This window comes from Sphingomicrobium sp., assembly GCA_036563485.1.
In the GTDB taxonomy this organism is placed as follows: domain Bacteria; phylum Pseudomonadota; class Alphaproteobacteria; order Sphingomonadales; family Sphingomonadaceae; genus Sphingomicrobium.
Map to the genome: position 1 here is coordinate 1,667,237 of DATCMI010000001.1, position 25,851 is coordinate 1,693,087.

At 65.9% G+C, this 25,851-nt stretch carries 31 protein-coding genes and 1 pseudogene; 20 read left to right on the forward strand and 12 right to left on the reverse strand.

Features of this window, described 5'->3' with window-relative positions; genetic code table 11:
* Positions 1–176 precede the first annotated feature (176 nt).
* Positions 177–737: a hypothetical protein gene (locus tag VIL42_08650; GenBank protein HEY8592916.1), complete on the forward strand. Its 561-nt coding sequence runs from the start codon at positions 177–179 to the stop codon at positions 735–737.
* Positions 738–782: 45 nt separating this feature from the next.
* The gene (locus VIL42_08655) at positions 783–2,147 is read left to right on the forward strand and encodes a L,D-transpeptidase family protein (protein ID HEY8592917.1); all 1,365 of its coding nucleotides are present in this window, start codon (positions 783–785) and stop codon (positions 2,145–2,147) included.
* Between the two features lie 3 nt (positions 2,148–2,150).
* Here VIL42_08655 and VIL42_08660 read toward each other — a convergent pair whose 3' ends face one another.
* From VIL42_08660 to accB, 3 genes are read right to left on the reverse strand one after another with little or no spacing between them, the layout of a single operon-like run.
* Entirely contained in the window at positions 2,151–2,861 is a 711-nt protein-coding gene (locus tag VIL42_08660; protein HEY8592918.1) for a hypothetical protein, read from the reverse strand.
* Between the two features lie 58 nt (positions 2,862–2,919).
* A complete protein-coding gene (accC, locus tag VIL42_08665) occupies positions 2,920–4,278 on the reverse strand; it encodes an acetyl-CoA carboxylase biotin carboxylase subunit (GenBank protein HEY8592919.1) in 1,359 nt (452 codons plus the stop codon).
* 8 nt (positions 4,279–4,286) lie between these two features.
* Complete coding sequence (gene accB / locus VIL42_08670; GenBank protein ID HEY8592920.1) at positions 4,287–4,799, reverse strand: acetyl-CoA carboxylase biotin carboxyl carrier protein; 513 nt, start codon at positions 4,797–4,799, stop codon at positions 4,287–4,289.
* Between the two features lie 105 nt (positions 4,800–4,904).
* Here accB and thiS point away from each other — a divergent pair.
* A pseudogene (gene thiS / locus VIL42_08675) lies at positions 4,905–5,939 on the forward strand (sulfur carrier protein ThiS).
* Here the strand turns inward: thiS and VIL42_08680 are convergent.
* Positions 5,932–6,720, reverse strand: a complete 789-nt coding sequence (locus VIL42_08680) for a methyltransferase domain-containing protein (GenBank protein HEY8592921.1) — start codon at positions 6,718–6,720, stop codon at positions 5,932–5,934. The pseudogene thiS and the gene VIL42_08680 overlap by 8 nt on opposite strands.
* 142 nt (positions 6,721–6,862) lie before the next feature.
* Here VIL42_08680 and VIL42_08685 point away from each other — a divergent pair, with 142 nt between their 5' ends.
* Positions 6,863–8,182, forward strand: a complete 1,320-nt coding sequence (locus VIL42_08685; GenBank protein HEY8592922.1) for an erythromycin esterase family protein — start codon at positions 6,863–6,865, stop codon at positions 8,180–8,182.
* A 98-nt stretch (positions 8,183–8,280) separates the two neighbouring features.
* Complete coding sequence (locus VIL42_08690; protein HEY8592923.1) at positions 8,281–8,511, forward strand: hypothetical protein; 231 nt, start codon at positions 8,281–8,283, stop codon at positions 8,509–8,511.
* A gap of 13 nt (positions 8,512–8,524) precedes the next feature.
* Here the strand turns inward: VIL42_08690 and VIL42_08695 are convergent, their stop codons facing one another.
* The 6 genes from VIL42_08695 to VIL42_08720 all read right to left on the reverse strand — a co-directional run bounded on the left by VIL42_08695 (position 8,525) and on the right by VIL42_08720 (position 14,251).
* Positions 8,525–10,198 (reverse strand): thiamine pyrophosphate-binding protein, encoded by a 1,674-nt coding sequence (locus tag VIL42_08695; protein ID HEY8592924.1) that lies wholly within the window; start codon positions 10,196–10,198, stop codon positions 8,525–8,527.
* A gap of 36 nt (positions 10,199–10,234) precedes the next feature.
* On the reverse strand, positions 10,235–10,906 hold the full coding sequence (locus VIL42_08700) for a hypothetical protein (GenBank protein ID HEY8592925.1): 672 nt from the start codon (positions 10,904–10,906) through the stop codon (positions 10,235–10,237).
* An 87-nt stretch (positions 10,907–10,993) separates the two neighbouring features.
* Positions 10,994–11,995, reverse strand: a complete 1,002-nt coding sequence (locus VIL42_08705) for a TerC family protein (protein HEY8592926.1) — start codon at positions 11,993–11,995, stop codon at positions 10,994–10,996.
* Between the two features lie 24 nt (positions 11,996–12,019).
* Positions 12,020–12,280 (reverse strand): zf-TFIIB domain-containing protein, encoded by a 261-nt coding sequence (locus VIL42_08710; protein ID HEY8592927.1) that lies wholly within the window; start codon positions 12,278–12,280, stop codon positions 12,020–12,022.
* Between the two features lie 5 nt (positions 12,281–12,285).
* Positions 12,286–12,459 (reverse strand): DUF465 domain-containing protein, encoded by a 174-nt coding sequence (locus tag VIL42_08715; protein HEY8592928.1) that lies wholly within the window; start codon positions 12,457–12,459, stop codon positions 12,286–12,288.
* A gap of 364 nt (positions 12,460–12,823) precedes the next feature.
* The gene (locus VIL42_08720; GenBank protein ID HEY8592929.1) at positions 12,824–14,251 is read right to left on the reverse strand and encodes an NAD-dependent succinate-semialdehyde dehydrogenase; all 1,428 of its coding nucleotides are present in this window, start codon (positions 14,249–14,251) and stop codon (positions 12,824–12,826) included.
* A 73-nt stretch (positions 14,252–14,324) separates the two neighbouring features.
* On the opposite strand from VIL42_08720, the gene VIL42_08725 reads away from it, so the two are divergent.
* Positions 14,325–14,627: an SCP2 sterol-binding domain-containing protein gene (locus tag VIL42_08725; protein HEY8592930.1), complete on the forward strand. Its 303-nt coding sequence runs from the start codon at positions 14,325–14,327 to the stop codon at positions 14,625–14,627.
* Here VIL42_08725 and VIL42_08730 read toward each other — a convergent pair.
* Positions 14,624–15,625: a hypothetical protein gene (locus VIL42_08730; protein ID HEY8592931.1), complete on the reverse strand. Its 1,002-nt coding sequence runs from the start codon at positions 15,623–15,625 to the stop codon at positions 14,624–14,626. The two genes, VIL42_08725 and VIL42_08730, sit on opposite strands and share 4 nt — an antisense overlap.
* A 109-nt stretch (positions 15,626–15,734) precedes the next feature.
* Here VIL42_08730 and VIL42_08735 point away from each other — a divergent pair, with 109 nt between their 5' ends.
* From VIL42_08735 to VIL42_08800, 14 genes are all read left to right on the forward strand, one after another.
* Positions 15,735–16,442 (forward strand): CoA transferase subunit A, encoded by a 708-nt coding sequence (locus VIL42_08735; protein HEY8592932.1) that lies wholly within the window; start codon positions 15,735–15,737, stop codon positions 16,440–16,442.
* On the forward strand, positions 16,439–17,014 hold the full coding sequence (locus VIL42_08740) for a hypothetical protein (protein ID HEY8592933.1): 576 nt from the start codon (positions 16,439–16,441) through the stop codon (positions 17,012–17,014). Before VIL42_08735 ends, VIL42_08740 begins: the two co-directional genes overlap by 4 nt.
* A gap of 9 nt (positions 17,015–17,023) precedes the next feature.
* Complete coding sequence (locus VIL42_08745; GenBank protein ID HEY8592934.1) at positions 17,024–17,680, forward strand: CoA transferase subunit B; 657 nt, start codon at positions 17,024–17,026, stop codon at positions 17,678–17,680.
* Positions 17,677–18,039, forward strand: coding sequence for a hypothetical protein (locus VIL42_08750; GenBank protein ID HEY8592935.1), 363 nt, complete (start codon positions 17,677–17,679; stop codon positions 18,037–18,039). The genes VIL42_08745 and VIL42_08750 overlap by 4 nt, the downstream gene beginning before the upstream one ends.
* Before the next feature lie 58 nt (positions 18,040–18,097).
* Positions 18,098–18,427 (forward strand): DUF1476 domain-containing protein, encoded by a 330-nt coding sequence (locus VIL42_08755; protein HEY8592936.1) that lies wholly within the window; start codon positions 18,098–18,100, stop codon positions 18,425–18,427.
* Positions 18,427–18,675, forward strand: coding sequence for a BolA family transcriptional regulator (locus VIL42_08760; protein ID HEY8592937.1), 249 nt, complete (start codon positions 18,427–18,429; stop codon positions 18,673–18,675). The genes VIL42_08755 and VIL42_08760 overlap by 1 nt, the downstream gene beginning before the upstream one ends.
* Positions 18,668–18,982 carry a Grx4 family monothiol glutaredoxin gene (gene grxD / locus VIL42_08765; GenBank protein HEY8592938.1) on the forward strand — a complete coding sequence of 105 codons (315 nt, stop codon included), beginning with the start codon at positions 18,668–18,670 and terminating at the stop codon, positions 18,980–18,982. The genes VIL42_08760 and grxD overlap by 8 nt, the downstream gene beginning before the upstream one ends.
* Positions 18,983–19,226: 244 nt before the next feature.
* On the forward strand, positions 19,227–20,483 hold the full coding sequence (locus tag VIL42_08770) for a glycosyltransferase (GenBank protein HEY8592939.1): 1,257 nt from the start codon (positions 19,227–19,229) through the stop codon (positions 20,481–20,483).
* A gap of 40 nt (positions 20,484–20,523) precedes the next feature.
* A complete protein-coding gene (locus VIL42_08775; GenBank protein ID HEY8592940.1) occupies positions 20,524–20,901 on the forward strand; it encodes a BlaI/MecI/CopY family transcriptional regulator in 378 nt (125 codons plus the stop codon).
* The gene (locus VIL42_08780; protein HEY8592941.1) at positions 20,898–22,106 is read left to right on the forward strand and encodes a M56 family metallopeptidase; all 1,209 of its coding nucleotides are present in this window, start codon (positions 20,898–20,900) and stop codon (positions 22,104–22,106) included. The genes VIL42_08775 and VIL42_08780 overlap by 4 nt, the downstream gene beginning before the upstream one ends.
* 97 nt (positions 22,107–22,203) lie before the next feature.
* A complete protein-coding gene (locus tag VIL42_08785) occupies positions 22,204–23,049 on the forward strand; it encodes an MBL fold metallo-hydrolase (protein ID HEY8592942.1) in 846 nt (281 codons plus the stop codon).
* Positions 23,034–23,759, forward strand: coding sequence for a DUF4230 domain-containing protein (locus VIL42_08790; GenBank protein HEY8592943.1), 726 nt, complete (start codon positions 23,034–23,036; stop codon positions 23,757–23,759). The genes VIL42_08785 and VIL42_08790 overlap by 16 nt, the downstream gene beginning before the upstream one ends.
* A complete protein-coding gene (gene nadA, locus VIL42_08795; protein HEY8592944.1) occupies positions 23,756–24,811 on the forward strand; it encodes a quinolinate synthase NadA in 1,056 nt (351 codons plus the stop codon). The genes VIL42_08790 and nadA overlap by 4 nt, the downstream gene beginning before the upstream one ends.
* Positions 24,812–24,885: 74 nt before the next feature.
* Positions 24,886–25,431 (forward strand): CAP domain-containing protein, encoded by a 546-nt coding sequence (locus tag VIL42_08800; protein ID HEY8592945.1) that lies wholly within the window; start codon positions 24,886–24,888, stop codon positions 25,429–25,431.
* On the opposite strand, the gene VIL42_08805 is transcribed toward VIL42_08800, so the two are convergent.
* On the reverse strand, positions 25,432–25,851 hold the full coding sequence (locus VIL42_08805; GenBank protein ID HEY8592946.1) for a DUF4112 domain-containing protein: 420 nt from the start codon (positions 25,849–25,851) through the stop codon (positions 25,432–25,434).

The window sequence follows — 25,851 nt, forward strand, 5'->3', positions numbered from 1 at the left end:
TTACCCGAACGAGTTCATTGCGGAGTCAGAATGATCTTCTTAGCCGGTCTTTGTCGCGGTTGCGGAACGATGCGCCTGAATCGTCGTTCCAGCGTCCGTAACATGGACCGTGTGCGGCGCCAGCGCCGTTTGCATGGACCATGTTCTGGCAGCTCAACAATATGGGAGAAAGAGCGATGCGGAAGTCCATTCTAGCCCTTACGCTTGCAAGCACGGTTACGCTCAGCGCGTGCGCGAGCAACCCCGCGGTCACCCGCGATGCGGCGATCGGCGGTCTCGGCGGCGCGGCGGTCGGCGCGGTGGTTCCGGGCCTCGGCGTGCTTGAAGGCGCGGCGGTCGGTGCCGCCATCGGCGGTCTCGCCGGCGCGGTCTGGGCCGACAACAACAACGACGGCTATGTCGACGGCTATGTCTCGAACGGCCAGTACTACTCCGGTGCCCCGCAGGGTTATGACCCGAACACCCGCAGCGTCCTCGGCGGCGCGGCGACCGGTGCTCTCGGCGGTGCGGCGCTCGGCGCTGCGGCCGGTGCGGTCCTTCCGGGCCTCGGCGTCCTTCAGGGCGCAGTGATCGGCGCTGCCGTCGGCGGCCTCGCCGGCGCGATCTGGGCCGACCGCAACAACGATGGCCAGGTCGACGGCTACATGTATAATGGCCAATATTATCAGGGTGCGCCGCAGGGCATGCAGTCCGCGCCGACCTACTCGGCCCCGGCTCGCAGCGGCGAGCGCGGCTAACAGGGCTCCGCCGGGCGGAAGCCCGGCGGGACACTGGGAGAAGAAGTGAAAAGTTTGCGTAACTGGTGCACCGGCCGGCGGCCGGTGCACTATTTTCACAAGGGAATGGCCGCTGCGCTGATGTTCGGTGCTGCGGCCGTTGCCGTACCTGCGCCCGCGGCGGCCCAGGCGCGTCCTGCAGCGGTCACGCTCGCCGGGCAGACCGTGGCCGATTTCTACAAGGCGCGGAAGAACGCCCCCTTGTGGTTCGGGCCGAGGGCCGGAGACGCCGCGCAGCAGCTCGTCGCGCTGCTGAGCACGGCGAGCATCGACGGGCTCAATCCCGACAAATATCGCGCTGCGGCGCTGCAAGCTGCGGTCGAGAACGCGCGCGTTGGGGACTCCAGCGACGTGCTCCGCGCCGACGAGCAGCTTTCCGAAGCCTTTGCCGCTTATGTCCGCGACCTCCACCAGGACCCGGGTATCGGCTTCACTTATGTCGATCCGGTGCTTCGCCCGAAGCCGCCGTCAGCTCTGGCGGCGCTGATCCAGGCGGCGAATGCGCCGTCGCTGTCCGATTATGTGTCGAACCTGCGCTGGATGCACCCCTTCTATGGCGAGCTTCGCCAGGCTGTCACGCAGCACAAATATAGCAGTGACGAGCAGCGCGCCCTCATCGAGATCAACCTCCAGCGCGCGCGGGCGCTGCCGTCGTTCAGGGACCGCTACATCCTCGTCAATGCGGCGCAGCAGCGGCTCTACATGTACGAGAATGGCAAGCCGGTGGACTCGATGCGGGTCGTGGTCGGCAAGCCCAAATATCCGACGCCGATGATGAGCGCGCTCGTGCGGTTCGCGAGCCTAAACCCTTATTGGTTCGTGCCGCCGGATCTGGCCGCGGACCGGATCGCGCCCAATGTCGTCAAGCGCGGGCTGAAATATCTCGACGAGCTCGGTTACCAGGTGCTCGACGAGTGGAGCGAAAACCCGACCATCATCGACCCGAGCACGGTCGACTGGAAAGCGGTTGCCGAGGGCAAGGTCGAAGTGCGGATGCGGCAGCTGCCGGGGCCGCACAATGCGATGGGGCGGATGAAGTTCATGTTCCCCAACGAGGAAGGCATTTACCTGCACGACAATCCGGACCGCGGTTTGTTCGAGCAGGCGTCGCGCCTGTACAGCGGCGGCTGCGTGCGGCTGGAGGATGCAGCGCGCCTCGGCCGGTGGATGTTCGGCCGCGACCTGGTGTGGGAGACGGTGGGTACCGAACATAAGATGCCGCTGGCCGCGCCGATCCCCGTCCACATCACCTATCTGACCGCCATGCCGGACGGTTCGTCGATCACCTTTCTCGATGACGTTTACGGCCGCGACAAAGCGCAGCTTGCAGCGAGCGGCGTGTCTGCGAGCAGCAGCGGCGCCAGCCGCTAGAGGTTAGCGCGGCGACCAGTTCGGCGCCCAGGTGACATCCTGTGCCACCGGGCGGCCGCTTGGATCGCGCGCGGGGCTGAAGCGGATATATTGCTGGGTGAGCTGGCACATCAGGCCGTCCGCATAGCTGCTGCCGCTGGTCCGCACGACGCGGCAGTTGGATGGCGTGCCGTCGGGATTCACCCTGATGCTGATCGCGACGCTGCCGACCGGCATGCCCGTCGCGGCAAAGCGGCGGTACTGGCTGTCCGGAATCTTGGTGATCTTCCGCGCCGGGGTGAAGCGGGAATAGTCCACATTGCCCCCGCCACCCGGGCCGTTGCCGCTGCCGCCGGCGCCCGTGCCATTACCGGCAGCCGCCGCGCCGGAGGTCGAGGCGCTGCCGCTGCCGGCCACCTTGGCGGCGGGGAGCGGCGTTTCGACCGGGATGCGCGGCTTGGGCGCGACGACGGGTGACGCTTCAGCCTTCTTGGCGGGAGCGCCCGCTTCCTTCTTGGCGCTGTCCTTCGGCTGCGGCTTGGGCGGTGGAGGGGGCGGCGGAGGCGGCGGCGGGTTGCGAAGGTCGAAGGTCTTCAGGCGATCGACGGCATCGCGGACCATCTGCACGTGAAGGCCTGAAAGGATGACGAAAGCGAGGGCCGCGTGAACTGCGACGACGGCGGCGATCGCCTTCGCCTGCGACGGTCCGTCAGCGCTTCCGCGGTAGCTCGACACTCTTCACTGTCCTCCAGCCGACAAACGCATTTGCGCGGCTGAAGTTTTCGTCGACGGACTATTCGGCGTTGCGGCCCTTTTCGAGCCATTGCTCGAGCCATTTGATCGTATAGTCGCCGGCGAGGAATTCCTCGTCCCGGACCAGCTTCTGGTGCAGCGGGATGGTGGTCTTCATGCCTTCGACCACGAATTCCTCGAGCGCACGCTTGAGGCGCATGATGCAGCGTTCGCGGGTGGTGCCGTAGACGATCAGCTTGGCGATCATGCTGTCGTAATAAGGCGGCACCTTATAGCCGGTGTAGAGGCCGCTATCGACGCGCACGTGCATGCCGCCGGGCGCGACATAATTCTTCACCAGGCCGGGCGACGGGGCGAAGGTCTCCGGATCCTCGGCATTGATGCGGCATTCGATCGCGTGGCCGTGGAGACGGACGTCGGCCTGAGTCACGGACAATCCCTCGCCGCAGGCGACGCGGATCTGTTCGCGGACGAGGTCGATGCCGCTGATCATCTCGGTCACCGGATGCTCGACCTGGAGCCGGGTGTTCATCTCGATGAAGTAGAATTCACCGTTCTCGTAGAGGAACTCGATGGTGCCGGCGCCGCGATAGCCCATGTCGCTCATCGCCTTGCGGACGACCTCGCCCATGCGCTCGCGCTCTTCCGCGGTAAGGACGGGGGACGGCGCTTCCTCGAGAACCTTCTGGTGGCGGCGCTGCAGCGAGCAGTCGCGCTCACCAAGGTGGATGGCGCCGCCATTGCCGTCGCCGAAGACCTGGAATTCGATGTGCCTCGGATTGCCGAGATATTTTTCCATGTAGACGGTGTCGTCGCCAAACGCGGAGCGCGCTTCCGACGCCGCCTGGCTCATCAGGCTTTCGAGCTGGTCCTCGGACGGCACGACCTTCATGCCGCGGCCGCCGCCGCCCGACGCCGCCTTGATGAGGACGGGGTAGCCGATCTCCTCCGCGAGCGCCTTGGCGTCCTCGATGCTGGTCAGCGGGCCGTCGGAGCCGGGGACGAGCGGGAGGCCGAGCTTGGCGGCGGTGCGCTTCGCTTCGATCTTGTCGCCCATCGTCCGGATGTGCTCGGGCTTCGGCCCGACCCAGAGGATGTCATGGCTTTCGACGATTTCGGCGAACTGCGCGTTCTCGCTCAGGAAGCCGTAGCCAGGATGAATGGCGTCGGCATGCACGATCTCGGCGGCCGAGATGATGTTGGGGATATTGAGGTAGCTGTCGGTCGCCGGCGGCGGACCGATGCAGACGGTCTCGTCGGCCAGGCGGACGTGCATCGCATCGGCGTCGGCGGTCGAGTGAACGGCCACCGTGCGAATGCCCATTTCGTGGCATGCGCGGTGAATGCGAAGCGCGATCTCGCCGCGATTGGCGATCAGAAGCTTTTCGATTTTGGCCACGCGCGGGATCAGCCGATGACGACGAGCGGCTGGTCGAACTCGACAGGCTGCGCGTCGGAAACCAGGATCTTCTTGACGACCCCGCCTTCCGGCGCGGTGATCGGGTTCATCACCTTCATCGCTTCGACGATCAGGAGCGTGTCGCCGGCTTTCACCGCGTCGCCGACCGCGACGAATGGCTTTGCGCCGGGCTCGGGCGAGAGGAAGCAGGTGCCGACCATCGGCGATTTGACGGCCGTTCCGCCGGCGGCGTCGCTGTCTCCGCCGAAATCTTCCTTCGCGTTCATCGGCGGTGCGCTGAGCGCCGGCGCTGGGGCGGTCTGGGCCGCTTGAGCAGCGGCGGGAGCGGCGGTGAGGATCGGCGCTGGCTCGCGGCTGACCTTGATGCGGCGGTCGCCGTCGGCGACTTCGATCTCGGTCAATTCATTATCCGACAGCAGCTGTGCGAGTTCGCGCACGAGGGCCGGATCGATACGCATGGCGCCGGGCTTGTCGCCGGAAGCTTCCTTCGGTGAGGGCATGTTCGTTCCTGCTCTTGGGTCGGCGGAGCCTCTGTCAGACGATGTGCCCCACGTCCACCCTCAACCGACTTGGCGCGAGCGTAGGCGGCTCCTAAGTCAGGCGTGATGAGTATCCCTTCGACAAGCTCAGGACAGGGCGACGACAGCCTGTCCGTAAGGATCAATGGAGAGCATCGGCGGGTCGCCGGCGGCACGACCATAGCCGAGATGGTCAATCTGCTCGGCCTCGACCCGCTGCGCGTCGCCGTCGAGCGCAATCTCGAGATCGTGCCCCGCGGCACGCTGAGCCAAGTCTGCGTGGAGGACGGCGACGATTATGAAATCGTGCATTTCGTGGGAGGGGGTTAAGTGAACGCGCCGCAGTCAGTTCAGGCGGACACATGGTCCGTCGCCGGCCGCACCTTCAGCTCACGGCTGATCGTTGGCACCGGCAAGTACAAGAGCTTCGAGGAGAATGCCGCGGCCGTCGAGGCTTCGGGCGCGGAGATCGTCACGGTCGCCGTGCGGCGGGTCAACATCTCCGATCCGAACCAGCCGAAGCTCACGGACTTCATCGACCCGAAGAAGGTCACTTATCTTCCGAACACCGCCGGCTGCTTCACCGCCGAGGACGCGATCCGCACCCTGCGCCTGGCGCGGGAGGCGGGCGGCTGGAACCTCGTGAAGCTGGAAGTGCTCGGCGAAGCCAAGACGCTCTACCCGGACATGCGCGAGACGCTGCGTGCGACCGAAATCCTCGTCAAAGAAGGGTTCGAGCCGATGGTCTATTGCGTCGACGATCCGATCGCCGCCAAGCAGCTCGAGGAAGCGGGCGCGGTCGCGGTCATGCCGCTCGGCGCGCCGATCGGATCCGGCTTGGGCATCCAGAACCGGGTCACGATCCGGCTGATCGTCGAAGGCGCAAAGGTGCCGGTGCTGGTCGATGCCGGCGTCGGAACCGCTAGCGACGCCGCGGTGGCGATGGAACTCGGCTGCGACGGCGTGCTGATGAACACCGCGATCGCCGAGGCGAAGGAACCGGTGCTGATGGCGCGAGCGATGAAGTCGGCGGTCGAGGCGGGGCGCCTGTCCTACCTCGCGGGGCGTATGGGCAAGCGCCGCTACGCCGATCCGTCGAGCCCGCTTGCGGGGCTTATCTAGTCGCGGTCACGATGTGCGCCGACAATGTCGTCGGCTTGCCGTCGAGGTCGGCCAGCGCGCGCGTGGCCGCATCGGTGATCTCCTGAAGGCGGCTGGCGTCGCGGGCCTCGATTTCGGAGCGGAGCGGCGAGCCCTGGCATAGGCCGTTGGCGGCGGCCTTTGCGTCCAGCGTGCCGGAGACTTGGACCGTCTCTATCTTCACGGACTCGAAGCCGGCCGCGCGCATGTCGCTCTCGATCCGCGCCTTGTCGGAATAGCCCCACGGCACGCGGCTGAGGAAGCTCGGCGGATCGTCGGGGAATGCGTCGGAGGCGGTTCGGGCGATGCGCACGGCAGGCTCGGCAGTGTCGAGCGAGTCCCAGATTGCGGCGATGTAGCGCCCGCCGTCGCGAAGTACGCGCCGTGCCTCCCCATTGCCCTTCACCCGGTCGGGGAAGAACATCACGCCGAACTGGCAGATGACGAGGTCGAAGCTGGCGTCCTCGAACGGCAAGTCCTGCGCGTCCGCGGCTTGCGCCGCGACGGTCGCGACCCGTGCCTGAAGCACCTTCAGCATCGCTTCGTTGAGGTCGGTCGCGACGATCTCCGCTTGCGGCAAAGCTTCGGCTAGCGCCTGGGTCACGATTCCGGTCCCCGCCGCCGTCTCTAGCACGCGCCTGGGCGCGAGAGCCTTCGCGCGGCGCGCGACCTCCCTGGCATAGCCCTCGAACAGCCAAGGCCCGAGATCGCGGTCGTAGATGGCCGGAATCGAGCCAGCGAATGCAGCATCGGTCGAAGTCATTGGACCACCCCCTTGCAGCTCCAGCAGCTTGAGTCGGCAAAATGACAGACTTTGCAACCGACCGCGAGGACGCGGCCGGTGCAGCAGTCGGAGCCTCGACGCCCGCGCTTCGTTCCCCTGACCGGACGAGAAGGACTTGAAGATGATCGACGCCGAACTCGAGACACTGCCGCGGCTGATCGCCGGAGCGGCCGAGCCGCTGCCTGATATCGACGACGAAAGCTTCGGCGCCTTTTTCGATCGCTTCGGCGATGCCAGGGTCGTGTGCCTCGGCGAAGCCAGCCACGGGACCAGCGAATTCTACCGTGCCCGCGCCGCGATTTCGAAGCGGCTGATCGAGCGCCACGGGTTCAACATCGTTGCGGTCGAAGCCGATTGGCCGGACGCGGCGACCATCGACCGCTATGTCCGCCATCGCCCCTGGCGCGAGGGCGAACTGACGGCGTTCGACCGCTTCCCGACCTGGATGTGGCGCAACGAGGAATTCGACGCCTTCGTGCGCTGGGTGCGCGGGTTCAACGACAGCCGCGAGCATGAGGCGATGTGCGGCTTTTACGGGCTGGACCTCTACAACCTCAGCGGGTCCATGCGCGCGGTCATCGACTTCCTCGAGAATGAGGACCCCGAGCTCGCGCGGCTGGCGCACCGCCGCTACGGCTGCCTCGAGCCGTGGGCCGAGGAGCCGCAGCTCTATGGCCGCAACGCGCTGATGGAAGGCTATGCGCGCTGCGAGGTCGGCGTCATCGAGATGCTCAAGGACCTGCTGCAGACGCGAGTCGATTGCCTGTCACCCGAGTGCGACGAATGGCTCGATGCGCAGGCCAATGCCCGCCTCGTGAAGGATGCCGAGGCCTATTATCGGGTCATGTACCATGGCTCGGCCGAGAGCTGGAATTTGCGCGACCGGCACATGTTCGACACGCTGAAGATGATCCTCGACGCCAAGGGGCCCGAGGCCAAGGCGATCGTCTGGGCCCACAACAGCCACATCGGCGATGCCCGCTTCACCGACATGGGGATGCAGCGCGGCGAGCTGAACATCGGCCAGCTGGTGAAGGAGGAATATGGCGAGCGGGCCCGGCTCATCGGTTTCGGCACCCACAGCGGCACGGTGGCCGCTGCCGACGACTGGGATGAACCAATGCGGATCAAACAGGTGCGGCCGTCGCTTGCCGACAGCTACGAGCGCGCTTCCCACGAAGCCGGTGTGCCGAGCTTCCTGCTTGACCTTCGGACCGGCGAACTGGACGGCGAGACGCGCGCAGCGCTGATGCAAGCGAAGCTCGAGCGCTTCATCGGCGTGATCTACCGGCCCGAGACTGAGCGCTGGAGCCACTATAGCGAGGCGGTGCTGCCGAAGCAGTTCGATGCCTGGGTATGGTTCGACGAGACGCGCGCGGTGAGCCCCCTGCCGGGCGAGCAAAGGCCAGGCGGAGACGAGACCTATCCGTTCGGCCTGTGAACCCTCCAGACTGGACTTACTTGCTGTGGATGCGACTCGTGAGCGCTCGGTAAACGCCTGAGCTTCGGTCTTCTTTCGGGGAGAGGATCATGTCTCGAGTGAGTAAGCGTTCCGCGATGGTGCCGCCCCGGGATCTGGGCGTGCCGGAATTCGCGATTTCCCAGCACCAGATCGAGCTCGCCGCCGATCCGCGGGTCAGCATCAGGGCTTTGTTAGGGTCCGAGCCGCAGCCGCAGCGCTTCGTGGGACGGCCGTGGTTCGTGTGGCGGGACGACCCGGACCTGGCGCGAGAGGTCAACGAGCGGCTTGCGCCCAGCGAGCTGAATTAGCCGCAGCGGCCGGTCAGGTCCGCGACTTCTCCCGCAATGCCGCGATGGTCGTAGCGTTGCTGATCGCTTCGACATCGGTCTTGCAGTGGAGGAGGCGGATGCCCTTCTGCTCCATCGCCCGGTCGAGCGCGGGAGCGAAATCCTCCGTGCGCTCGACGGTTTCGGCCCAGCCGCCGAAGGCGCGGGCGAGTGCGGCGAAGTCGGGATTGCGCAGCTCGGTGGCGCTGATCCGTTCGGGATATTCGCGCTCCTGGTGCATGCGGATGGTGCCGTAGGCGCTGTTGTCGACCAGAATGACGAGCAGGTCGGCGCCATATTGCTGCGCGGTCGCAAGCTCCTGCCCGTTCATCAGGAAGTCGCCGTCGCCGGCGACGCAGACGACCGGGCGATCCTTGAAGCGGAGCGCGGCGGCGACGGCTGCGGGCAGGCCATAACCCATCGTTCCTGAGGTCGGCGCAAGCTGCGTCGGCATCGAGCCGTAGCGCCAGTAACGGTGCCACCAGCCGGAGAAATTGCCGGCGCCGTTGCAGATGATGCTATTGTCCGGAAGCCTGTCGCGCATGGCCGCGACGCACGGCCCGAGATCTAGCGTCACGCCGTCGCGTGCCTTGGGCTCCGACCATTCGAGCCATTCGGCGTGCGCCTGCTCGCCGCACGAAAAGCGGACCAGGTCGGGATCGACCCAGCCGTCGATCATTTCCGCAAACTCGCCCATGTCGGAGCAGATCGGCAAGTCGGCGTTGTAGACGCGGCCGAGTTCGTTCGGATCCGGATGGACGTGGACCAACGTCTGTTCAGGGTGGTCGGGCGTGATCAGTGTGTAACCGTCGGTCGTCGACTCGCCGAGGCGCGCGCCCGCAGCGATGATCAGGTCAGCTTCGCGAATGCGCTGCTGCAGCTTCGGGTTCGGGCCGTAGCCGAGATTGCCGGCATAGACGCCGCACGTGTTGCAGATCGCGTCCTGGCGGCGGAAGGCGGCGGCCACGGGAATGCCGTAGCGGAACGCGAAATTGGCGAAGTGGTGCGCGGCGCGCGGGCTCCAGTCGGCACCGCCGACGATCGCGATTGGCGCCGCGGCGCCCTTCAGAAGCTCGAACAGCGCCTGTACCGCGCCGGGATCCGGCGCTTCGGCGAGCGGCGGGACGGCAGGGCGGTCGGCCGCCTCGACTTCGTCGCGGAGCATGTCTTCCGGCAGCGCGAGCACGACGGGGCCGGGGCGCCCGGCCGTCGCGACACGCCAGGCGCGGGCGACATATTCGGGGATTCTGCGGGCGTCCTCGATTCGCGCCGCCCATTTGGCGATGGGCGAGAAAAAGGCGGGGAAGTCGATTTCCTGGAAGCCCTCGCGGTCGCGGTCGCCGCGCGCGACATCGCCGATGAAGAGGATCATCGGCGTCGAGTCCTGGAACGCGACATGGACGCCGGCGCTGGCGTTGGTGGCGCCGGGCCCGCGGGTCACGAAAGCGATGCCCGGACGTCCGGTCATCTTGCCGTCGGCATCGGCCATGTAGGCGACGCCGCCCTCCTGCCGGCAAACGATCGTGTCGATCTCCGGCGTATCGTGGAGCGCGTCGAGAACGGCGAGGAAGCTTTCGCCCGGTACGGTGAAAATGCGGTCGCAGCCCTGGATGCGGAGCTGGTCGACGAGGATGCGTCCGCCGGTTCTGGCGCCGGTGCGTGTAGTCATGGGCGGCGCGTTAGCCGCAGCCGCCCAATCTTTCCACTAGGCGCCCGGGTCCCAGAACAAGGCGAGTGCAAGGCTGCCGAGCAGTACGGCGTCGCGCTCGGCACCGGGCGTTGCCGGCGCGTAGACCGTCTTGGCGCCATTGAGATTGACCGCGCCGATCTGGCGGCCACCGACGCTGAAGCTGTAGCCGAGCGGCGTGCCTGCCGGCAGCGACCCGCCTGCGGCATTGTGGATCGCCTCGATTGCGACCCGCTCACTGCCTATGCGGATTTCGCCTGCCCGCGAGCGGCCTGCAAGCAAGCCCGTGCCGTAGGGCACTTCAGCCAGGAACAGCTCGCCGCCGCCGTCGAACCGGCAATTGTAGGTGAGACGACCGGCGGGGAGGACCGCAAGCCCGGCATCGAACTCGCCTTCGCGGAACCCGCAAGTGGCCCCGGCACGACCGTTCAATTCCGGGCCCGAAGCCTCGAATGTCGCCATGCCGCGGTTGCGCACGAAGATGTCGAAGATGCGCGCCTGTTCGGCCCTGCGGCTGAAGCGGCCTTCGGAAGCGCCGAGACGGAAGCTGCCGTCCTGCCAGCCGCCGATCCCGGTCAGCGCCAGCTGCTGGGTGCCAGCCGCGACATCCGACGGAACGGCGATGCGGGCTTCCGTGCAGGCGGAGAGCGCCGCCGCCGCAAGCAGAGCGGCCAACGTCAATTTACGCATTCGTACCTCTTGATCTTTGTTTCGCGTGCGGAACGCGTTGGCGGCGCGCAGCTTGCCGGTGGATGAACGCTGCGCGCCGCTTTTGGACTAATGCGGCTGGTGCGCCGGCCGGTCGTCCTCTTGCGCGCCGCGCGTCTTCCACAGCGAATAGCCGATGCCGGCGGCGATCAGCGCGGCGGTGACGCCAAGGCTGAGCACCGGCGGGAATTTGCCGCCGTCCAGGAGGAAATCCGACACGAAGATCTTCGTGCCGATGAAGACCAGCACGGCGGCGAGCGCGTACTTCAGATAGTGGAAGCGGTGCACCATGGCCGCCAGCGCGAAATAGAGCGCGCGCAACCCCAGGATGGCCATGATGTTCGACGTGTAGACGATGAAGGTGTCGGTGGTGATCGCAAAGATTGCCGGCACGCTGTCGACTGCGAACACCAGGTCGGCGAGGTTGATGACCACGAGCGGCAGGAACAATGGCGTTGCGGCGGTCACCAGCTTGCCGGTCTTCTCGTCGGCCACGCGCACGAAGAAATGCTGCGCGTGCAGTTCCTTCGTTACCCGCATGTGCCTGGAGATGAACTTGACGACCGGATTGCCGGCAACGTCCATCGGCTTGTCGCCGGCGAAGAACATCTTGATCCCGGTCGCGATCAGGAAGGCGGCGAAGATGTAGAGCACCCAATAGGCTTCGGCCACGAGCGCCGCGCCGCCGGCGATCATCAGCCCGCGAAGGACAATGACGGCGACGATGCCCCACAGGAGCGCGCGATATTGGTACTTCGCCGGAATCGCGAAATAAGTGAAGATCAGGCTGATCACGAAGACGTTGTCGATCGACAGCGCCTTCTCGATGAAGAAGCCGGTGAAATATTGCATTCCGGGCTCGGCGCCCTTGGCCATCCACACCCAGCCGCCGAACAGCAAGGCTATGCCGATGTAAAAGGCGGAGAGCTTCAGGCTCTCGCCGATGCCCATCTCCTTGTCCTCCTTGTGGAGGACGCCGAGGTCGAAGGCGGTGAGCGCGACGACGATGGCCAGGAACGCCAGCCAGAACCAGGCCGGCGTTCCCAACCAGTCAGCGAATAGCAGGTCCATGATCCACGCCCCTGTCCGCGAGGGTTAGTCGAAGAGCTCTTCGAGGAAGGACTTGCGGCGCTTGTGCTTGTGATGGCCGTAGCCGTGCGGCTGCGGCGCGTAGCCGGGGTGGGGATGCGGCTGGGGCGCCTGCTGCACGGGAGGCTGCTGGACCGCCGATCGCTCGATGATCTTGTCGAGCTCTCCGCGGTCGAGCCATACGCCGCGACACGAGGGGCAATAATCGATCTCGATCCCCTGGCGCTCCGACATGGTGAGCGGGGTCTTGCAGGTTGGGCAGAGCATGGCCGTCAGATCCTTTCGGGGCGGAGGGTGAGGCGGTGGATCAGGTCCTTGGCGCGCAGCTTCAAACGCTTGAGCTGCATGACCTTGCGCCAGTTGGGCAGGCGCCGGCGTTCTTCGCTGATCAGTTGTTCGTCGAGCCGCTGGTGGACTTCGAGCAGGCGGTAAAGCCTCGGGTTCATCGGTCATTCTCCTCGTATCGAAACAAAGTTCGATCGGAGGATCCGATGCTTCTTGGGGGAGAGGGAAGAGAGCCCCGTCGACGCACCGGATCCATCCGATGCGGTCCGACATCACGAGGCCCTGCTGTAGGGCGGGGCTTCGCCAGAGGGGCCCGGTCCGCGCGCTCTATCTTGGGGCGAACATGCGCGGCGTCAAGGGCGCCCGTGTTTGGACTGGGTCGTAAGGAGCGGCAGCGGTGGCGGTCACGGGAATGAATCCCGTGACGTCAGACGGGCTCAGCTGCGCTGACCCGCTGGCCGGCTTTCGCGCATTCTTCGACACAAGCGCCGATTGCTGCGCAATCGCTCACTTGTGCTCGGGCGCTCAAGCCTGATGAATCGCCTTCACCACCTGGTAGCTCTCGAGGCCTTCCTTGCCGCCTTCGCTGCCGAAGCCGGAGTCCTTGACCCCGCCGAACGGCGCGTCGGCGACCGAGATCGCGAAGCTGTTGATGCCGACCATGCCCGCCTCGATGGCGTCGCCGAGCAGGTTGGCGCGACGTCCGTTCTCCGTGAAGGCAAAGGCGGCGAGGCCGTAGGGCAGGCGATTGGCCTGCTCGATGGCTTCGTCGAAGTCCTTGAACGGGCGCGAGACCGCGACCGGGCCGAACGGCTCGGTGTTCATGATGTCGGCCTCGAGCGGAACGTCGGCGAGAAGCGTCGGCTCGAAGAAGAAGCCGGAGTTGCCGCGGTGCCCGCCTGCAAGGACCTTCGCGCCCTTTGCGCGCGCGTCCTCGACCAGCTTGTCGATCGCTTCGGGACGACGCTGGTTGGCAAGCGGGCCCATCTTGCTGCCCTCATCGAGGCCGCTGCCGACCTTCACCTTTGCGGTGCGCTCGGCGAAGCCCTTGATGAAGGCGTCGTAAATGCCTTCCTGGACGTAGAAGCGGGTCGGCGACACGCAGACCTGGCCGGCGTTCCGGAATTTCTGGGGCACGACCATGTCGAGCGTCTTTTCGAGATCGCAATCGTCAAAAATGAGCACCGGCGCGTGGCCGCCCAGCTCCATCGTCACGCGAGTCATGCTGTCGGCGCACAGGCGCATCAGATGCTTGCCGACATTGGTTGATCCGGTGAAGCTGACCTTGCGGATGACGCGGCTGGCGATGAGGTGCGAGCTGACCTTGTCGGGGACGCCGAAGACGATCTGGAACACGCCCTTGGGCAGGCCGGCATCGTCGAGTGCCTTGGCCAGCGCCTGGGTGCAGCCGGGGGTTTCTTCGGGCGGCTTGGAGATCACCGAGCAGCCGGCCGCAAGCGCCGCCGCGACTTTCTTGGCGAGCAGGTAGATCGGGAAGTTCCACGGCGTGAAGGTGGCGACCGGACCGACCGGCTCGTGCATCACACGGCTGAGCTGGCCCGCGGGGCGGACGAGCACGCGGCCATAATCGCGCTTCGCTTCCTCGGCATACCAATCGAACAGCTGGGCCGACCCGAGCACTTCCGCCTTCGCTTCGGGGAAGATCTTGCCTTGCTCCTGGGTCAGCAAGCGGCCGATTTCGTCGGCGCGCTCACGCAGCAGCTTGGCCGCCTTGTGCAGGATCGCGCCGCGCTTTTCGACGTCGGTCGCACGCCATATGGGATAGCTACGCTCGGCGGCAGCAAGCGCCTCGTCGAGGTCGGCTTCCGTGGCGAGCGGAAGCTCGGCGATCGGCTGCGCGTCGGCCGGGTTGACGACGGTGAAATGGTCGCGGTCCTCGCCCGCTTTCCAGGCGCCGTCGATGAAGAGCTTGAGGTCGGTTTCATATCCCATGGGCGGGCAGATAGGCGCGGCTTGATGCAGCCGCAACGGCTCGCTACCGCTACTGACAAAGGAGAAAGTAGCGATGACCAAGCAAGAGCTCGTGGCCAAGATGCAGGAGAACAATGCGTTCGTTCCCGGCAAGCGCGTGAAGATCGACTTCGGCGGCGAGCAGGGCGTGGTCATGCTCGACGGCGCGGCCAGTCAGGTCAGCGAAGAAGACGGATCCGCCGACACGACGATCAAGGTCGGCTGGGACGATTGGCAGCAGATGGCGTCGGGTCAGCTCGACGGCATGACCGCGTTCATGATGGGCAAGCTGAAGGTCGAAGGCGACATGACCAACGCCATGCAGCTGCAGGGTGTGCTGGCGAAGCTGAAGGGCTAGCCGCGCTCGCCGGCCGTTCCGCCCACGCACCGGGTGCGCGCGGTGTCGAGCAGGGGCCCCAGCGCGAGCGCTTTGGGATATTCTTCCCGCCACTGCGGCCAGCACGCCTGGATGAGCATCGCTTCGCCGGTGCCGTAGGCGTAGACGACCTCGCGTTTTTTGTCGGCCATGACCGGGTTGGCGAGTTCCTGTAGCGTCGCCTGTTCCAGCCGCGCCGCAGTTTCTCGAACGTCGGCGCGCGGGTACCATTTGCCGAGCCGGATCTCGGTCCAGCGAGCGACGCCCTCCTGCCAGAGCTGGAATTCGAAATAGCGCCAGTTCTTTTCGCCTGCGGCCGCGGCGAGCTGAGCGCGGGCGTGCATGTAATCGGCGAATGCACGCCCGAATTGCGGCGTCCCCCGAGCGGCGACTGCGGCGGAAAGTTTCAGGGACGCAGCGTTGAACGCGGCAATCACTTCGGGGCGGTCGTAGGGAAAGGCATAGTTGAGCACCCACATGCCGGTCGTGTCGCCGCCGTGAAGGTCGAGGGCATGGGTGCGCGCGAAGTAATCAGGCAGCGCATATTGCCACTGGTGAAAATGTTCGTGGAGGATGGTGCGAATCCAGCTTGGCTCCGCCCTTCCTGTCGATTGCGGTGTTCCCATCACGATGACCGATGGCGGCCCGAACAGCGGCATCGCCGCGAGCAGCTTGTCGGGCATGCCGGAGCGCGGCCGCGCGTAGCTTTTGCACCCGGTCGCACTGTCGATCCCCGCCGCGGTGAAACCATTAGGAACCTGGTCCCGGCACAGCAGCACCTCCTGCTTTCCGTCGATCAGGAGGAAGCCGAACGGGGCCTTGCCGTAACCGGGCCAGACGCGCTCGCCTTCGTCGGCCGAGAAGGTGCGGACCTGGGCCAAGGTCGGCCCCAGCTTTTCGGTCGTGCCGGGCGCGGCACCTGCACTGGTCGAAGCTGAAATGGCGGTCAGCAACAGCCCCAGAACGATACGCTTTTCCATCTCAATGCCCCCCGTCGACAGCAGCCTAGCTTGTTTCGGAAAGTGAATGAACAGGCCACTCCGTCGAGGCTCGCTTGACCGGCGACCGCGCTTTTCCCATGGGCGAGCCATGCAGAAGATCTACGACAATGCGGAAAGTGCGCTTGAGGGACTGCTTCACGATGGCATGACCATCGCCGCCGGCGGCTTCGGCCTCTGCGGGATTCCGGAGCGGCTGATCGACGCCATCGTCGCCAGCGGCGTCAAGGACCTGACGATCGCATCCAATAATGCCGGCATCGACAATGAAGGCCTCGGCAAGCTGCTGCGCACCCGCCAGGTGAAGAAGATGATCTCGTCCTACGTCGGCGAGAACAAGGAGTTCGAGCGGCAATTCCTCGCCGGCGAGCTTGAGGTGGAATTCTGTCCGCAGGGCACGCTTGCCGAGCGGATGCGGGCCGGCGGCGCCGGGATCCCGGGCTTCTACACCAAGACGGGCTACGGAACGCAGGTCGCCGAGGGCAAAGAGGTCAAGGAGTTCGACGGGGAGGAATATATCCTCGAGCGCGGCATCCGCGCCGACCTCAGCATCATCAAGGGCTGGAAGGCGGACGAGAGCGGGAATTTGATGTTCCGCAAGACGGCGCGCAACTTCAACCAGCCTGCCGCCACGTGCGGCAAGATCTGCGTTGCCGAGGTCGAGGAGATCGTGCCCGTCGGGTCGCTCGATCCGGACTGCATCCACCTGCCGTCGATCTTCGTCAAACGGCTGATCCTCGGCGCGCCCTACGACAAGAAAATCGAGTTCCGGACTGTTCGGGAGAGGGAGGCAGCATGATCAACTTCGCACTCGCACTAGCGGCGGCAGCGGCGACCAGCGGCCAAGCGCCGGCCCAGGCACCTGCTCCGGCACCGCAGCCGAGCCCGTTCGTGGTCGTGACGCAGGGACCCGTCGCCGCGAACTCCGCGGACGTCGCGAGCATCGATGCGATCATGAAGGCGGTCTATGACGTGATTTCCGGCCCGGCCGGGCAGAAGCGCGACTGGAACCGCATGCGCTCACTGTTCACGTTAAACGCGCGGATGATGCCGCTCGGCAAGGCGGGGCTGAGGAGCGGCGGCGTCGAGGATTATATCAAGACGAGCGGGCCGTTCTTGGAAGAGAAAGGCTTTCACGAGATCGAACTGGCGCGCCGCGTCGAGCAATATGGCGACATCGCGCACGTCTTCTCGACGTACGAAGCGCGCAACGCACTCAGCGGCCCTGTGATCATGCGCGGCATCAACAGCTTTCAGCTGGTGCGCCACGGCGGCCGCTGGTGGGTGGTGTCGATCATGTGGCAGCAGGAAACGCCCGACAATCCGATCCCGGCGAAGTATCTCGCCACCAGCAAGAGCGAGCGGGGCTAAAGGTCGACCATGGCGACAGCAGTTGAAGCGAAGGGTTGGTCACGCGACCAGATGGCCGCGCGCGCCGCGAAGGAGCTGCGCGACGGTTTTTATGTGAACCTAGGCATCGGTATCCCGACTCTCGTGGCCAACCATGTGCCGCAGGGCATGACGGTGACTCTGCAGAGCGAGAACGGCATGCTCGGCATCGGGCCCTTTCCTTATTCAGGTGAGGAAGACCCCGACCTCATCAACGCGGGCAAGCAGACGATCAGCGAGCTTGCGCAGTCGAGCTATTTCGACAGCGCCACCAGCTTCGCGATGATCCGCGGTGGCCATATCGACCTTGCGGTGCTCGGCGGAATGGAAGTCAGCGAAGAGGGCGACCTCGCTAACTGGATGGTGCCGGGCAAGATGATCAAGGGCATGGGCGGCGCGATGGACCTCGTCGCCGGGGTCAAGAAGATCATCGTCGTCATGGAGCATGTGTCCAAGAACAGCGACGCCAAGTTCATCCCGGAATGCACGCTGCCGCTGACCGGCAAGAATGTCGTCGACATGATCATCACCGACCTCGCCGTGTTCCAGCGCCAGGACCATGACAGTCCGTTCAAGCTGATGGAGCTGGCGCCCGGCGTCACTGCCGACGAGGTGCGCGAGAAGACGACGGCGAACTACACCGAGTGACGGAGCGGGCCGGCGCGCGCCGCGCGGCATTTATCCGGCTTCTGTTCTGGGGCGCGGCGCTGATTGCGCTGGTGATGGCGGTGCTGCCGCATCCGCCGGCGCTGCCGGGAAACCCGTCGGACAAGGTCCAGCACGTCATGGCCTTTGCGGCCCTCGCCGGCCTCGGCGCTGCCGCTTACCCGCGCTTGCCGGCGATCCGGCTGGCCGCTGCCCTGTCGATCTTCGGCCTTGGCATTGAAATCGTCCAGGCGATCCCGGCGCTCAACCGCGACAGCGATTGGGTGGACTGGGCTGCCGACACTCTTGCCTGCGCCGCCGTGCTGATCGGGATCGCGCTGTGGCGGAGGCGCCGGCGCTAGCGCGTTGCGCCGGCCCGGCCGCGCGCCTATTTGCCACGACGAACAAGAAGAGGATCGCATGGGCCAGTTCGAAGATCGTGAACGCGCGTTCGAAACCAAGTTCGCGCACGACGAGGAAATGAAGTTCCGCATCACCGCGCGGCGCAACCGGCTGCTCGGCGAATGGGCGGCGCGGCAGATGGGCCTGTCCGACGTGGAAACCGAATCCTACGCGAAGGACGTGGTCCGGTCGGACTTCGAGGAAGCCGGCGACGAGGACGTGATCCGCAAGGTCTTGGGCGACCTGACCGCGGCGGGCGTCGAGACCAGCGACGAGGCCGTGCGCGAAGCAATCCGCCACAAGGAAGTCGAAGCGCGGCGCCAGATTATCGAAGCGACGAACATCTAATGCCGATGCCGGCGAGCGAGATCGAGCGGTTGATCAAGGCGTCCATTCCGGATGCCGAGGTCAGCATTCGCGACCTTGCCGGCGACGGCGACCATTATGCGGCACGGGTGGTCAGCGGCAGCTTTGCCGGCATGAGCCGGATCAAGCAGCACCAGGCCGTCTACGCCGCGCTCGGGGGACGGGTCGGGGGAGAGCTTCATGCACTGCAGCTCGAAACGGCAGTGCCAGCGGAGATGAAAAGTGAGTGATGCAAATAGCCGGATTGCCGAAATCGTGAACGGCAACGACGTCGTGCTCTTCATGAAAGGCACGGCGCTGTTCCCGCAGTGCGGCTTCTCAAGCCGGGCGATCGCGATCCTCGATCGCCTCGGCGCGAATTACGAAACCGTCGACGTGCTGCAGGACCAGGAGATCCGCCAGGGCATCAAGGAATTTTCCGAATGGCCGACGATCCCGCAGCTCTATGTGAAGGGCGAGTTCGTCGGCGGGTCGGACATCATGATGGAGATGTACGAGAGCGGCGAGCTCCAGGAACTGCTCGGCCAGGCGGCCTAAAGGCCTGACAAAGAAGAAGGGGCGGAGCAGGGGACCAGAGAACCGCTGCACCGCCCCTTCGTGGTGTGGAACCAAGTGGACCCGATACTAGTAGCAATCGGCGTGCCAATTTGAATTAGTGGCGGAATACCGCGATTTTCTTCTCTCCTGCTGAAGGGTCTTCATCGCTTTGCGTAAAGTTTTCCGACACAGGAGAGTAGAAGCAGCCCTTGGCACTTTCGGCTCCGGGCGGGGTTGAGCCGCGGTGAACCGCAGCGACCCTCCCTCCGCAACGTCGAAGCTGTTCTGCGACCTGACGCAGAGCTGGTCCGACGTCGGCGGCGGCGTCGGCACCTATTTGCTGCACAAGCGCCGGCACATTCTGGAGACGACGCCGCATCGGCATCTACTGATCGTGCCCGGGCCCCGCGATGAAGTGATCGAGGAAGAGCGGGCGACGACGGTGACCATCCGGTCGCCGCGGGTGCCCGGCAGTCCCCATTACCGGCTGATGCTTCGGAACGGTGCGGTTAAAGATGCCCTCGACTGTTATCGGCCCGACCTGATCGAGTGCCAGGACGCGTATAATCTTCCGTGGGCAGCGATCGCGCATCGCAAGCGGAATCCCGCGACGGCGCTGGTTGCGGCCTACATGACCGACTTCCCGACCGTCTATGTCGAACGGCCGCTGTCGAAGTTCATCACGCCCTGGTTGGCCGGTGTGCTTGGGCGGACCTGCTACCGCTACTGCGGGCGGCTCTACAGCCACTTCGATGCCGTATTCGCGCTGAGCGAGAATGGCGGCGCCTCCAAGCTTCGGCTGCTCGGGGTCGAGCGCGTCGATGTCGTGCCGCTCGGGGTCGAGCTCGGCGAATTCGCCATGTCGCGGCGGGACGACGGCCTGCGCCGGCAGCTTGGCGTCGCGCCCGACCAGCCGCTGCTGATCTATGTCGGACGCCTGGATGGCGAGAAGAAGCCCGACGTCGTCGTCGAGGCATTCCGCAAGCTGCCGCAATCGCTGGGCGCGAAGCTGGTGCTGATCGGGGAGGGACCGCTTCGCGCCGAGATCGAGGAGCTCGGCGACAGAAGGATCCTGATGCCGGGCTATATGAAGAACCGCGGCGAACTCGCGCGCTGGCTGGCAAGCGGGGACATCTACGTTTCGGCGATGGCGGACGAGACGTTCGGCATTTCCGTGGTCGAAGCGCAGGCATCGGGGTTGCCGGTGGTCGGCGTCGCCGCCGGAGCGATGATCGACCGGGTCACCGATCAGGTCGGGCGGCTCGGTGCTGTCGGCGATGCCGACGCGATGGCGGATAACATTCTTCAGGTGTGGAACGGCGACCGCCGCGCGATGGGCGAGAAGGCGCGCGCCGAAGCGCTTCGGTTCAGCTGGGACCATAGCATGGAAGCGCTGTTCGAACGGCTCTACCCAGCCGCTTTCGCGCGCCGTGCGGCGCTTGCGACGGAGGCAACAGCGAAGATTGCGGCGCAGCCGCGGGCGGCCCACGCCGGCAGCTGAGTTCATTTGCCGTTCAGCTCGCGACTACAAATGTAGTCGAATGGCTCAGGACGATGTTCGAATCAGCGAAGCCGAGCTGCAGTTGCTGCAACTCCTGTGGGATGAGTCGCCGCTCGGCGCAGCCGACATTGCCAAGCGTGTGCCCAAGGAGCGGTCGTGGAGCCTGACCACGGTCAAGACCCTGCTCGCGCGGATGGTCATCAAGGGCGCGGTGGAGGCCGAGGCTGAAGGACGACGCCATCTCTACCGTCCCGCGATCGCTCGCGAGACCGTCGCGGCGCGTCAGGCCGGCGGGCTGATCGACCGGTTGTTCGGCGGCCGCGTCTCGCCGCTGGTGGCGCAGCTCGCCGAAGAGGGGCAGCTTTCGAGCGAGGACCTCGACGAACTCGAGGCCTTGGTGCGGAGCCTGCGGCCGTGACCGCGTGGCTGACCGAGGCACTGATTGCGTCATCGCTGTTGATGGCGCTGATCCTGCTGATCCGCGGCCCCGTGGCGCGCACGTTCGGGCCACGGGCTGCCTTCGCCCTGTGGCTTGCGCCGCTCGCCCGGCTGCTGTTGCCGCCGCTCCGCGTCGAGGCGCCTGCAGCAGAGATATTCGTCGAGACCCAAGCTTCGGCGGCCGCTGCCGTCGCTCCTGTCCAGGCGGTCTTCCCACTCGGATCGCTGCTTCTGGGCTTGTGGGCCGGCGGAGCACTGCTGTTCCTTGTCTATCACCTGCTGAGCTATCGGCGCTTCGTCCAGCAAGCCGTTGCCGAGGGCCGGCCGGTTGTCGCCCCGGGAGTGCACGACGCGGCAGTGATCGAAACGCCTGCGGTTGGCGGTCCGGCTGCCAGCGGTTTGCTGACCAAGCGCATCTTCGTGCCGAGCGGCTTTGCCGAAAACTACCCGGTCGACGCGCAGCGGCTCGCGGTCCTGCACGAGGCGCTCCACCACCGCAGGGGCGACCTGTGGGCAAGCACCGCCGCGCTGCTGGTCCTCGCCCTCCACTGGTTCAACCCGCTTGCTTATGCCGCGCATCGCGCCTTCCGCCGCGACCTTGAAGCGGCCTGCGACGCCCAGCTTCTCGCAACCGCGGAGCCGCAGGAGCGCGAGCTTTATGGCCGAACCATCCTTCGCTGCGCCGCGCGCGCCACCCCTCAACCCGTTTGCGCCCTTACCGACACGCAAGAACTGAAAGGACGATTGGAAATGATGAAGCGCAATTTTTCCGCTGCGCAGCGCGCTTGCGGGACCCTGATTGCCGCCGGGCTGACTGTTGCCGGCCTGACGGTCGCCAACCCTGCCGCTGCGAACCAAGAGGCGAATGGCAAGACCGAGATCGTCGACAAGCGGATCGTCCGGACAATCGGTGGCGATCATGTGCGCCCCACCACCAATCTGCGGGAACTGGTCGACAAGTGCGAAAGCAAGCCGATCGAAGCCGAGGTGAAAGGCGACGTGGGCGGCAAGAAGCAGCACACCCGCATCGTCCTTTGCGCGAAAGGCAGCGGCGCCGACGCCGCCAGCCGGCTCGACGACGCGGTGCGGAAGCTCGAGGCGGACTCCGATTTGCCGGCCGCGGCCAAGGCCGAGATCATCGCCAAGCTGCGCGCCCAAATTGCGGAACTGCGCGCGGGAAAGTGAGGTAAGGGCGCTTCCCGCGCGTTCGGGCCCCGGGTCGCGCAGGCGGTCCGGGGCTCTTTTGCTTGGTTCGCGGAGAGGCCCATGGCAGAGGCGGCCCGTGGATGCGCCTTATGCCAGGTTGGAGCAGGTCGAACCGGGGATTGCCCGGGTGCTCGCCCATAATCCGTCCGCTTTCACTTACACCGGAACCCAGACCTATTTGCTCGGGGAGCGAGAGGTCGCGGTTATCGATCCGGGCCCGGACGCGCCGGAGCATATCGATGCGCTCGTGGAAGCGATCGGCGGGCGTCCGATCGTTGCGGTCATGTGCACCCACACCCATCGCGACCATAGTCCGGCGGCGCGGCCCTTGGCCGAGCGCACAGGCGCCCCGGTCATCGGCTGCGCGCCGCTGGCGCTGGAAAGCGTCGGTCCGCGTGCAGACGCGGCGTTCGACGGCCACTATCGGCCCGACCGGGTGCTGGGCGACGGGGACTCAATCATCGTCGACGGCGTGCCGGTCATTGCCGTCGCCACTCCCGGGCACACCTCCAACCACCTCTGCTTCGCGTACGGCGACGCGTTGATGACCGGCGATCATGTGATGGGCTGGTCGACGACGGTGGTGGTGCCGCCGGACGGGGAAATGGCGGATTATATGGCGAGCCTCGACAAGCTGCGGCAGCGCGCGGACCGCGTCTATTATCCGGCGCACGGGCCGGCGGTGACGAACCCGCAGCAATATGTCCGGCACCTGATGGGGCACCGGATGCAGCGCGAGAAGCAGATCCTGCGCCTGGTCGGCGAGCAGCCGCGGCCTATCCCGGACATCGTCGCGAACGCTTATCCAGGCCTCGACCCGCGCCTGACGGCCGCGGCGGGCGGTTCGGTGCTCGCCCACCTGGTGGACCTTGAGCGGCGCGGGCTCGTTCACCATTCAGGAGACGAATGGACAGCCGCCTGAAACGCTACGCCTGGATTGTCGCCGCAGCCATTGCGCTGATCCTGGGCGTGCTGATCGGGATTGCGACGGGCGTTGCCGATCGTGTGTTCGGAGGGCCCAAGCCGACGACGATCGCAACGGCGAGCCTGGAGTCGATGCGCGCGCAGAACCGGCTGACGGTATTTGCTGCCCGCTACGTCTCGGTCGTGACGAGCCGCCAGGACCGCTTCGGCGGGCTGGTTAGTGCGCAGCGGACGCTGATCCTGCCGGGCGATGTCCGCTACGAGGTCGACCTGTCGAAGCTGCAGGCGAAGGACGTGACCTGGGACGAAGCCGCGAAGACTCTGAAAGTGCAGCTGCCTGCGGTCGAGATCGCCGGTCCGGATGTCGATATCAACGCGGTGCGCGAATATGGCGGCGGCGGGGTGCTCTCCGCCCTGACCGACGCCGAGACCCAGCTTGACCAGAACAATCGCGCCCGGGCCGTGGCGGACCTGCGCAAGCAAGCGACGGGCGCCGTGCCCATGCAGCTGGCCCGGCAATCGGCGCGGGCGGCGGTGGAGCGCAGCTTCGCAATGCCGCTGCGCGCCGCCGGGTTCGAGGACGTCAAGGTGCAGGTCCGCTTCCCCACGGACGGCAATGACGAGCCTTCATATATCAACCTGTCGACCCCATATGAGGAGGCGATCAAACAAGCGGAACGGCTCCGCGCCGCCGAGGGGCAGAAGTGACCATCCAGACCGAAACGTTGCGGGGGCTCGACCTCCTGAGCGAGATCGAGCGGCTGAAGCGCGAGCGCAACGCCGTAATCCTCGCCCATTATTACCAGAAGCCGGAGATCCAGGACCTGGCGGATTTCGTCGGCGACAGCCTCGATTTGTCGCGCAAGGCGGCCGAGACGGACGCCGACGTGATCGCATTCTGTGGCGTCCGGTTCATGGCCGAGACCGCGAAGATCCTCAGCCCCGAAAAGACGGTGATCCTGCCCGACATGGACGCCGGCTGCAGCCTCGAGGACAGCTGCCCGCCGGACCAGTTCGCTGCGTTCCGCGCGGCTCATCCGGACCATATCGCGCTCACCTACATCAACTGCTCGGCGGCGGTGAAAGCGCTCAGCGACATCATCGTCACGTCGTCGAGCGCGCAGACGATCCTCGACCAGATCCCCAAGGACCAGAAGATCATCTTCGGCCCCGACCGCCACCTCGGCGGCTATCTCGCGCGCAAGATGGGGCGTGAGATGCTGCTGTGGCCGGGCATCTGCATCGTCCACCAGGCCTTCAGCGAAACCGAGCTCCTGAAGCTGAAAGCCGAGCATCCGGACGCGCCGGTCGCGGCGCACCCCGAATGCCCGCCGCACATCGTCGACCACGCCGACCTTGTGGGCTCGACCAAGGCGATCCTCGATTTCGCGCTGACTTCACCGGCGGAGACGATCCTTGTCGCGACCGAGCCGCACATCATCCACCAGATGGAGAAAGCGGCCCCGCACAAGACGTTCATCGGCGTGCCCGGCGGGGACGGGAACTGCAACTGCAACATGTGCCCTTACATGGCGCTGAACACGCTCGAGAAGCTGTACGTTGCGCTTCGCGACCTGGAGCCGAGGATCGAGCTTTCGCCCGAGGTCCTGGAGCGCGCGAAGGTGCCGCTGGAGCGGATGCTGGAGATGGCTGGGCGCACGGTCGGCCAGGGGGACGTCGGCGCGCCGGTGATCCATGAGGAGGCCGACGGCGGCGTGCCGCCGGAAGACATCGACAACAAGCATATCAGCGGCGACTGAGCGGCAAAAAATGTTCAGCGCGCATTAGGCTTGCGCGTGGCATATAGGGGCACGTTTTCCGGGGGGAATTCACGATGTCCAGACTGCTCATCGGGTGCGGCATTGCGGCGCTTGCCGCGAACTCCGCCGCTCCTGCAAGTGCGGCGCAGCCGCTGATCGCCAGCCAGTTTCCGGCGCGTATCCTCGCCTCGCACAATGCGGTGCGCGCTTCAGTCGGCGTGCCGCCGCTGGCGTGGGACAATGCGCTCGGCAACAGTGCCGCCGCTTATGCGCAGCGGCTGGCCCTCACCAACGTCTTCCAGCACTCGGACCGCAAATCGCGGCCGGGCGTCGGCGAGAATTTGTGGATGGGCACGCGCGGCGCCTATTCGCTCGAAACGATGGTTGGCGGCTGGGCGTCGGAGCGGCGCTACTTCGTCCCCGGCATCTTCCCGAACAACAGCACGACCGGCAATTGGATCGACGTCGGCCATTATACGCAGATGATCTGGCCGAGTGTGCAGCGCGTCGGCTGCGCGGTCGCCGCAAACGCGCGCACGGAATATCTCGTCTGCCACTATTCGCCGAAGGGCAATATCGACGGGAAGTGGGTCGGCCCGGGCCGCGCCGAGCGCGGCTAGCTATGGCGCCCGGCGAGCCTCCGCCTCGATGGTGCGGGTGCCCGGGTGGTGCTTGTCGAGGTGGCGCTTGATCATCCGCAGGTTGCGGGTGTTCGACCGAAAGAAGAAGTCGGGCACTGCGCCGACGAACGGGATGAGGCCCAAGAGCCAGTCGACGCCGACATTGCCGGCCATTCGGCTGATATGCCATTTCGACATGCCGAGGTTGCGCGCTTCCCAGGCGAGATAGGCGCCGAGCGCGGCTGCTGCCGTCGGCCCGACACCCGGGATGAAGTCGAGCAGGACGTCGAGGCCTACCGGGCGGTTGATCCCCGGAATGACGACGATCCGCTCGAGGATCTTCTCCATCGCTTCGACCCGCTGCCGGACAGCCTGCGGATCGGTGCCGACGGGCGGAAAGGAGCTTCTGCGATCCGTCAC

Excerpts from the sequence above, each read along its gene's own strand:
- VIL42_08650 (HEY8592916.1), top strand. The coding sequence starts at position 177 with ATGCGGAAGTCCATTCTAGCCCTTACGCTTGCAAGCACGGTTACGCTC.
- accB (HEY8592920.1), bottom strand. The coding sequence starts at position 4,799 with ATGCCCTCACCGAAGGAAGCTTCCGGCGACAAGCCCGGCGCCATGCGT.
- VIL42_08705 (HEY8592926.1), bottom strand. The coding sequence starts at position 11,995 with ATGGACCTGCTATTCGCTGACTGGTTGGGAACGCCGGCCTGGTTCTGG.
- VIL42_08755 (HEY8592936.1), top strand. The coding sequence starts at position 18,098 with ATGGGCCAGTTCGAAGATCGTGAACGCGCGTTCGAAACCAAGTTCGCG.
- VIL42_08710 (HEY8592927.1), bottom strand. The coding sequence starts at position 12,280 with ATGCTCTGCCCAACCTGCAAGACCCCGCTCACCATGTCGGAGCGCCAG.
- VIL42_08725 (HEY8592930.1), top strand. The coding sequence starts at position 14,325 with ATGACCAAGCAAGAGCTCGTGGCCAAGATGCAGGAGAACAATGCGTTC.
- VIL42_08680 (HEY8592921.1), bottom strand. The coding sequence starts at position 6,720 with ATGACTTCGACCGATGCTGCATTCGCTGGCTCGATTCCGGCCATCTAC.
- VIL42_08790 (HEY8592943.1), top strand. The coding sequence starts at position 23,034 with ATGGACAGCCGCCTGAAACGCTACGCCTGGATTGTCGCCGCAGCCATT.
- VIL42_08685 (HEY8592922.1), top strand. The coding sequence starts at position 6,863 with ATGATCGACGCCGAACTCGAGACACTGCCGCGGCTGATCGCCGGAGCG.
- VIL42_08775 (HEY8592940.1), top strand. The coding sequence starts at position 20,524 with ATGGCTCAGGACGATGTTCGAATCAGCGAAGCCGAGCTGCAGTTGCTG.
- VIL42_08720 (HEY8592929.1), bottom strand. The coding sequence starts at position 14,251 with ATGGGATATGAAACCGACCTCAAGCTCTTCATCGACGGCGCCTGGAAA.
- VIL42_08740 (HEY8592933.1), top strand. The coding sequence starts at position 16,439 with ATGATCAACTTCGCACTCGCACTAGCGGCGGCAGCGGCGACCAGCGGC.
- VIL42_08800 (HEY8592945.1), top strand. The coding sequence starts at position 24,886 with ATGTCCAGACTGCTCATCGGGTGCGGCATTGCGGCGCTTGCCGCGAAC.
- VIL42_08760 (HEY8592937.1), top strand. The coding sequence starts at position 18,427 with ATGCCGATGCCGGCGAGCGAGATCGAGCGGTTGATCAAGGCGTCCATT.
- VIL42_08730 (HEY8592931.1), bottom strand. The coding sequence starts at position 15,625 with ATGGAAAAGCGTATCGTTCTGGGGCTGTTGCTGACCGCCATTTCAGCT.
- VIL42_08695 (HEY8592924.1), bottom strand. The coding sequence starts at position 10,198 with ATGACTACACGCACCGGCGCCAGAACCGGCGGACGCATCCTCGTCGAC.
- VIL42_08700 (HEY8592925.1), bottom strand. The coding sequence starts at position 10,906 with ATGCGTAAATTGACGTTGGCCGCTCTGCTTGCGGCGGCGGCGCTCTCC.
- VIL42_08735 (HEY8592932.1), top strand. The coding sequence starts at position 15,735 with ATGCAGAAGATCTACGACAATGCGGAAAGTGCGCTTGAGGGACTGCTT.
- VIL42_08745 (HEY8592934.1), top strand. The coding sequence starts at position 17,024 with ATGGCGACAGCAGTTGAAGCGAAGGGTTGGTCACGCGACCAGATGGCC.
- VIL42_08715 (HEY8592928.1), bottom strand. The coding sequence starts at position 12,459 with ATGAACCCGAGGCTTTACCGCCTGCTCGAAGTCCACCAGCGGCTCGAC.